Consider the following 267-nt stretch of genomic DNA (forward strand, 5'->3'; position numbering starts at 1 on the left):
GCAGACCACTGAAAAGGAAATCACTGATTTAATTCGCTCTGACGCAACTGCCATTCATTCAATGCGTCCGAATCGCAATGATATTAACTCGATTCTCAACGAAGCCACCAACCTGATTTGGGGTAAAGCACGCTCTTGCTACTTCTCTTCCGTTGAGAGTTTAGAAGGCAATCGTATTTATGTCCCAACGCTGGTAAACCACTCTCAAAAACATATGTCCTTTGGTTCAACCGAGCCTCAACTATGCTTTAAGTTTAAGCTGATCGA

The 267-nt window shown here is 43.1% G+C and carries 1 protein-coding gene; it reads left to right on the plus strand.

Annotated elements, in window-relative coordinates; translation table 11 throughout:
* On the plus strand, positions 1-267 hold a 267-nt coding region (locus A3763_RS07630), incomplete at both ends, for a chemotaxis protein CheX (protein WP_197482837.1).

Source organism: Oleiphilus sp. HI0128 (assembly GCF_001635365.1).